Source organism: Brevibacterium gallinarum (assembly GCF_014836885.1).
In the GTDB taxonomy this organism is placed as follows: domain Bacteria; phylum Actinomycetota; class Actinomycetes; order Actinomycetales; family Brevibacteriaceae; genus Brevibacterium; species Brevibacterium gallinarum.
Window position 1 is genome coordinate 1 of record NZ_JACSPY010000027.1, and the last position, 5,163, is coordinate 5,163.

The window sequence follows — 5,163 nt, forward strand, 5'->3', positions numbered from 1 at the left end:
GTGAACACGGCATTGGTGACTTTGAGCTCAGCTGCTGGCGCGGGAGAGTTCGCGGCGTGGGCGGGCTGGCCGCTGCTGTGCAGCAGAGAGGGGGCCAGCGCCAGGGTCAGGGCAGCCGCCGAGGCGGTCAGCTGGGTGCGGAGTCTGGTGAGTCGTCGCATCACACAGTTCCTTTCGTCCGGCCGGGCTCCGGCTCGGCTGTGGGTGAGAGATCGGGACTGTCCTCAGGGCGGTCGAGGACGAGGGTCGCTGCTTCACTGGTGCCGGCGGTGCCGGTCTGCAGCGGAGACCCTCCGGTCGGAGATTCTCCGGCCGCTGGTGCGGTGGTGCTGATGGTGTCGAAGAACCGCATCGGCCCAGCCACGGGTGCGTCAGCGGCTGCCGTCGTGTGCCCTGCGTCGACTGCGGGGCCGTCCTCGGCGGAGCTGTCGATGACTGCTCGGGCGGCTGTGGCTTCAGCGTGGAGCTCGCGCTTGCGGGTGCGCGCCTCCTGCCGTGCGCGATAGGCGGCGATGCGGCGGTTGCGCTTGTGCTCCGCGGCGATGGCTCGCTTCGCTCGTCGAGTGCGCACCCGCTCGAGCGCCTCGGGGCTGACGCCGAGGAGCAGTGACTTCGCTGCCATATACGAACCGACGCCGACGGCTAAGGCGATGAGACTCACGGCGACCACGAGGCCGGCGAGCAGGATGAGGACGATGCGGTTGCCGTTGGCGTTGAACTGCTCGACCTGATCCGGGGTCAGCAGCGGCTGGACGACCGGAGCGGCTGGAGCGGTTGCGGCCGGCCCGGCATTGCCGCCGCTGTTCTCCGGCGCGGCCGCGGGGCCGGCAGCTGCCGGTTTCCCGCCGGGATTCTGCTCAGTCTTCTTTCCAGCCGCCGGGGCTGCCGCCTGTCCTTGGGTGCCTCCATCCCCACCGGCGGCGGGGAAGTTGACCGGGGTGAACGATTCGTTGTTGGCGTTGGTGACACCGTGGGCGCCGATCGTGATGATGCCGCACTGCTCCCGTGTGCAGTCGACGTCGACGGGGTTGCGCTGCCGGTCGTAGGAGGTGAATTTCGCGCCTGGGATCTTGAGGGTCCCGCTCCAGGTGCCGTCGCTGTTGAGGGTGCCGCCGTTGGCGGCATATGCGGTGGTCGAGCCTGGGAAGGTGACGAAGAGCTGGAAGCCTTCCGGTTTGGATTCGTTGTCGTAGGCGTAGCGCAGGTTCTTGCCGGTCTTGCCGCCCTTGCTCGGCTGCCAGGTGCCGTCGACGACGCCGAAGAGCACGTAGATGCCGCCGAAGCCGTTCTTCACGGACTGGAATCCGCTGCCGGAGAGCTTGAGCGTCGAGGTGCCGTCGGCACTCGGGGTGCCGGACACGCTCACGCGTGCAGCCGCCTCGGCGGGGGTTGCTGCGGGGAGGATGCCGGCAAGCGACAGGCCGGCTGTCAGCAGCAGGGCGCATGCGGCTGCAAGCATCGACCGGATGGGACCCTTCATTCGGAGGGTGGGCAGGGCGCTGCGGCTCATGGCAGGTCCTTTCGTGACGGGCGGACCGGCACCACGAGCGGTGAGCCGGAGACCGGGTCGGTGAAGACGGTGACGGGGTGGTCGTAGGCGACTGAGATCCGCTCGGAGGTCAGGACTTCGCCGGGCGTGCCGTCGGCGGTGATGCGGCCGTGGTGCAGCAGTGCGATGCGATCGGCATACGCCCCGGCGAGGTCGAGGCTGTGCAGCACGACGACGACAGCTGAACCGGTCGCGGCGTACTGGCGGGCAGTGGCGAGTACGAGCTCCTGGTGGCGGATGTCCATCGCCGCCGTCGGCTCATCGAGCAGCAGAATCGGAGCCGCCTGGGCGAGCACGCGGGCCAGGGCGACCCGGGATCGCTCACCGCCGGAGAGGGAGGTGAAGGTGCGGGCGGCGAACGGCGTGGTTTCCGTCCGGTCGAGCACGGCGGTGACGATGCGCTTGTCGTCGCGTGCCGCGCTGGTGCGCTGCCACGGGGCTCGTCCCATCTCCACCACCTCGAGCACGGAGAACGGGAAGGCGACGTCGACCTGCTGCAGCAGCACTGCCCGGCGCATGGCCAGTTCGCGCGCGTTCCAGGCGTGAGCCGGCTGGCTGCAGATGGTGACATCGCCAGAGGCGGTCTCCACGTCACCGGTGATGACGCCGAGCAGGGTCGACTTCCCGGCCCCGTTCGGGCCGACGAGGGCGAGGACTTCTCCGGCCCGGACCGTCAGGTCGATGCCGTCGAGCACCCTCCGGCGCTCGTCGTAGGACACATTGATGCCCGAGACCGTCAGCACGGTGCTGCCGGGGACCGGGTCGGCCGGCTGGTGGGTGCGCAGGGTGCGGATCATGCCCAGCCTCCTGCCTCGCGGCGGCTGCGTCTGAGCAGGTAGAAGAAGTACGGCCCGCCGATGAGTGCGGTGAGCATGCCGATGGGCAGATCGGCGAACTCGATGAGGGTGCGCGCGGCCAGATCGGCGAAGGTCATGAGCACGGCGCCGCCGAGCACACAGGCCGGCAGCAGGACGCGATGGCCGGGTCCCAGGATCAGACGCATGAGGTGGGGGACGACGAGCCCGACGAAGGCGATGATGCCGACGAACGCGACCGCCGCGCTCACCAGCAGCGCGGCCAGGCCCATCGCCGTCAGGCGCAGCCGTTCGACGTCGACGCCGAGGTGGCGGGCGGCCTTCTCTCCCAGGGAGAGGAGGTCGAGCCCGCGGGTGAGGAAGAGCGTCAGGGCGATGCCGACGACGGTGATCGGCACGACGAAGGCGACCTGTTCCCAACGGCTGCCGTTGAAGCTGCCCATCTGCCAGAACACGATCTGCTCGCGAGCCTGGGTCGGTGCTTTGAAGACGATGAAGGCGATGAGCGCCCCGGCGACGGCGTTGACGGCGACGCCAGTGAGGATGAGCGTGACGACTTCGGTGCGGCCCTGGGAGCGGGAGAGCACGTAGACCAGAATCGTGGTGAAGAGACCGCAGACGAAGGCGAGCAGCGGGACGGTGAAGCCGCCCAGGAAGCTCAGGCCGTGCAGGAATGCGAAGGCCGCGCCGACTGCGGCACCGGAGGACACCCCGATGGTGCCCGGTTCGGCCAGCGGGTTTCCGAAGATCCCCTGCATGACAGCGCCGGCCACGGCGAGGGCCGCCCCGACGAAGAGGGCCAGGACGATGCGCGGGAAGCGGACCTCCCACAGGGCCTCAGTGCCGAAACCATGGCTCGGTGCCGGCAGCACGGTGATGCCCAGGGCATGGAGCACCGAGCCGAGCACTTCACCGGGCGGGATGTAGAGCTGGCCGATCATCCCGGAGAGCAGCGCTCCAGTGACCAGCAGGATGACGAGGATGCTGAACACGCCGGCGGCCCGACCCAGGGACGTGCTGCCTCCGGGCGTGAGCGCCGTGGCCTCGACGTTCGTGCGCCGATCTGCATGGCGGCTATCGGCGCTGCGATCCCGGCGGGCCGCGCGGCGCGTGGTCGGCCCGTCGAGGGGTGAGCCGTCGAATGCCGGAGGCGGTGGTGCCTCAGCGGTGGCTCGCGAGGTGGTGGTCACTGAGAGGCTCCTTCTGCCGGCCTGCCCGGCAGGTGTGCTTGGCCACTGTCGTCACCTGCGGGCTCGAAGGCGTGATCGGGTGCGTGGACAGCGACGCCGAGGGCGGCGATGACTTCGGCGGTGCGGGGCCCGAAGCTCATGACTTCGTAGTCGCTCATATCGACGATGCGCCGGTTCTTTCCCGCCGGAGTCTGCGCGATGCCAGGAAGCTTGACCGCCTCATGCAGCCCGCCGACGCTCGCCAGGCCCTTCGTCATGACGATGATGACGTCGGGGGCGGCTTTGACGAGCGCTTCGGCATTCGTCGGCGCCATCCCGGAGAAGCCGACCTCGCTGGCGACATCGCGGGCGCCGATCGCCTCGATGAGCGAGTCGGCCCCGGATCCTTCCCCGAACCAGTAGTAGATGTTGCCGCGCAGATAGAGGAACACCGCACGCGGGCGCTGAGCCGGATCGGCGGGAGCGAGATCGGCGATCCTGTCTTCGGTGCCGCGGATCTCCTCGGCAACGCGCTGGGCGAGCTGTGCGCCGAGGTCGTCGAGGCCGACTGCGCGGGCGACGGCGGCGATCTGCGGGGCGACGCCTTCGACACCGTCCTCGGCGGTCGAGGGGATGAACACGACGGGGATCCCTGCCGCGCGCAGCTGCATCTGCACGTCGTAGGGGCCGATGCTCGTATCGGTGAGGACGACGGTCGGCGCGAGGTTGAGGATCGCCTCCGCATTGAGCTCGTGGCCGTTCTGCGTCACGAGTGGAAGCTCATCGCGTCCGGGCATGAGTGCCGAGACCTGTGTGGCGACATCACGGCCGACGAGGTTGCAGCCGAGCCCCAGGCCGATGACCGCAGAGGCCAGCCCTCCGTTCTGGTTGAGCGCCAGGATGCGCGATGTGTCAGTCACGGTCTGCTGGGCGCCGTCATCTGATTCGAGGGTGACGGGCAGGCGCTGCTGCTGTGCGGCGAAGTCGGTGATCGGCCGGATCTCCGAGGCGCGGGTGTAGGCCGTGCTCGGGCCGATGATCCGCTCGACCGGCTGCCGCTGGGAGGCCGGGATGGAGGGGAGTTCGGGGATCTGGGGCACGGTGGCCGCCGGTCGCGACTGGCAGCCGCCGGATGCCGCTGCGTTGAGCGTGCCGATGTTGTGGACCCCGTTGGCCCACAGAAGCAGTGCGGCGACGACGGTCACAGCACCGGCGATGGTGCGCCGGCGAGTCCGGCGAGTGAGTTTCATCTTGGCCTTCGCTCTTCGTGGGGGCAGTTCGTCGAACCGGTGCCGAGGTCGCTCGGCCTTGGCGAACGTCCTTGTCGTGGCTATGGCTGCGGCTGCAGATGTGACCGATTCGTCAGAGAGCCCGGTATTGACGATTAGGTTTACCTGAATAAGGATAGCCTTAGCTCAACACAGAACGTCAAGTGGGTGTGATCTGAATCAATGAGCTGCGGTCACGCCTGAAGAGGGAGCAACATGAAGTCATCACTGGGCGCCGCATGGCGCCGGAGCTGGCGCGTCGGTCTTGCCGGCGTCGCGGCCGTCGCGCTGGGAGGCGCCGGGCTGCTGCCCGCGCAGCCAGCACAGGCCGCCGAGGCCAAGGTCACCGACGCGGTCTTCGA

Annotated in this window: 4 protein-coding genes; all 4 read right to left on the reverse strand. The window is 69.0% G+C overall.

Features of this window, described 5'->3' with window-relative positions; translation table 11 throughout:
* Window positions 1-160: 160 nt before the first annotated feature.
* The 4 genes from H9634_RS14275 to H9634_RS14290 all read right to left on the reverse strand — a co-directional run bounded on the left by H9634_RS14275 (window position 161) and on the right by H9634_RS14290 (window position 4,783).
* Window positions 161-1,510: a hypothetical protein gene (locus tag H9634_RS14275; protein WP_191727469.1), complete on the reverse strand. Its 1,350-nt coding sequence runs from the start codon at window positions 1,508-1,510 to the stop codon at window positions 161-163.
* Window positions 1,507-2,346 carry a heme ABC transporter ATP-binding protein gene (locus H9634_RS14280; RefSeq protein ID WP_191727470.1) on the reverse strand — a complete coding sequence of 280 codons (840 nt, stop codon included), beginning with the start codon at window positions 2,344-2,346 and terminating at the stop codon, window positions 1,507-1,509. The genes H9634_RS14275 and H9634_RS14280 overlap by 4 nt, the downstream gene beginning before the upstream one ends.
* The gene (locus H9634_RS14285; RefSeq protein ID WP_404801695.1) at window positions 2,343-3,305 is read right to left on the reverse strand and encodes a FecCD family ABC transporter permease; all 963 of its coding nucleotides are present in this window, start codon (window positions 3,303-3,305) and stop codon (window positions 2,343-2,345) included. Before H9634_RS14285 ends, H9634_RS14280 begins: the two co-directional genes overlap by 4 nt.
* Window positions 3,306-3,550: 245 nt before the next feature.
* Window positions 3,551-4,783, reverse strand: coding sequence for a heme/hemin ABC transporter substrate-binding protein (locus H9634_RS14290; protein ID WP_191727471.1), 1,233 nt, complete (start codon window positions 4,781-4,783; stop codon window positions 3,551-3,553).
* Window positions 4,784-5,163: the final 380 nt, after the last annotated feature.